The following is a 1,719-nucleotide window of genomic DNA, read 5'->3' as shown; positions in this document are numbered from 1 at the left end:
CGCGGACGAAGCCGCCGTCCTCGCCCGCCTCGATGGCCAGGGCGCGGCCGATGGCCGCCAGGGGGAAGACCGAGGTGATCACATCGTCCCGGCCCGCGACGTCGAGCGGACCGAGGCCCGCCGAGACGATCTCCGGCTCGGTGAAACAGACGGCGGCGATGGTGACCGGGTCGAAGCGCCTGTCATGGCCGGCGATAATCTCGGCCACGACCTCGCCCTGGGCCGAGCCCTTGTGGGCCAGCATGGGTTCGCCGGTCAGGTCGCCGACGGCCCAGACGTTCCTCATCGAGGTAGCGCAGCGGTCGTCGGTCTTCACGAACGGCCCGGCCATGGCGACACCCATGTTTTCCAGACCCCAGCCGGCGGTGCGAGGACGACGCCCGACGGTGACCAGCACCTTGTCGGCGTCGAGCGACAGAGGCTCGCCGTCCTTCGTGGTGATCGACAGTTTCCCGTCCCCGAAACCGCCGGCCCGGGCGCCGAGGTGCATCTCGACCCCGTGGTCGGTCAGCCACTTCATGACCGGATCGGTCAGGGCCTTGTCGTAGAGCGGCAGGATGCGCTCGGCCATCTCGACGATGGCGACCTGGGCCCCCAGTTTGCGATAGGCGATGCCCAGCTCCAGACCGATATAGCCGCCGCCGACCACGACCAGCTTGCCCGGCACGGCGTCCAGCGACAGGGCCTCGGTCGAGGAGATGACGTCGCCGCCGAACGGCAGGAAGGGCAGTTCGACGGGCTCGGACCCCGTCGCCAGGATGACGTGCTCGGCCGTGATCGTGATCGGACCGTCGGCGGTCTCGACGCGGCAGGTCTTGGCGTCCTCGAAGGTCGCCCAGCCCTTGATGACCTTGACCCTGGCCTTCTTCAGCAGGGCCGCGACGCCGCTGTTCAGCTTACGGACGATCCCGTCCTTCCAGGCGACGGTCTTCGACAGATCGATGGCCGGATCCGAAGCCGTGATGCCCAGGGCGCCGTCGCCGGCGGCCTTCGACACGGTCTCGAACTTCGAGGCCGCGTGGATGATGGCCTTGGAGGGAATACAGCCGACGTTCAGGCAGGTGCCCCCCAGCCCGTCGCCGCCGTCGACCAGGACGGTGTCCAGCCCCAGCTGGCCGCAGCGGATGCCTGCGACATAGCCGCCGGTGCCCGCGCCGATGATCAGGACTTTGGTTTTGATCTGCTGCATGTCTTCAGGTCATCCAGAGGGTGGCCGGATGCTCCAGCAGGCCCTTGATCCGCTGCACGAAGACCGCCGCGTCGTGGCCGTCGACGATGCGGTGATCGAAGCTGGACGACAGGTTCATCATCTTGCGCACGACCATCTGGCCGTTGCGGACCACAACCCTGTCCTCGATCTTGTTGGGGCCGACGATGGCGACCTCGGGGTGGTTGATGATCGGGGTGTGGACGAGGCCGCCGAGCGTGCCGAGCGAGGTGATGGTGATGGTCGAGCCGCTGAGCTCCTCGCGTTTGGCCGAGCCGTCCTTGGCCGCGCCGGAGACGCGGGCGATCTCGGCGGCGGTGGCGTAGGGGTCGAGCGATTCCGCATGACGGACGACTGGCACCATCAGACCGTTCGGCGTCTGGGCGGCGATGCCCAGATGAACGGCGGCATGGGTCGTCAGCACCCCGGCCTCGTCATCGTAGTGGGAGTTGATCGTCGGCTGGTCGCGCAGGGCCACGACGATGGCGCGGGCGATGAAGGGCAGGACGTTG

Annotated in this window: 2 protein-coding genes; both read right to left on the bottom strand. The window is 68.2% G+C overall.

What is annotated here, in order from left to right:
- Positions 1-1,189, bottom strand: a 1,189-nt coding sequence (locus JHC99_RS18635; RefSeq protein ID WP_292156187.1) for an FAD-dependent oxidoreductase, incomplete at its 3' end; no start/stop codon positions are given.
- Positions 1,190-1,193: 4 nt separating this feature from the next.
- A partial coding sequence (locus JHC99_RS18630) for a 2-oxo acid dehydrogenase subunit E2 (RefSeq protein ID WP_292156186.1) occupies positions 1,194-1,719 on the bottom strand: 526 nt, incomplete at its 5' end.

The organism is Brevundimonas sp. (assembly GCF_016463485.1).
GTDB lineage: Bacteria > Pseudomonadota > Alphaproteobacteria > Caulobacterales > Caulobacteraceae > Brevundimonas.
The sequence above is the reverse complement of the archived record's forward strand: the minus strand, read 5'-3'. Positions and strand labels throughout refer to the sequence as shown.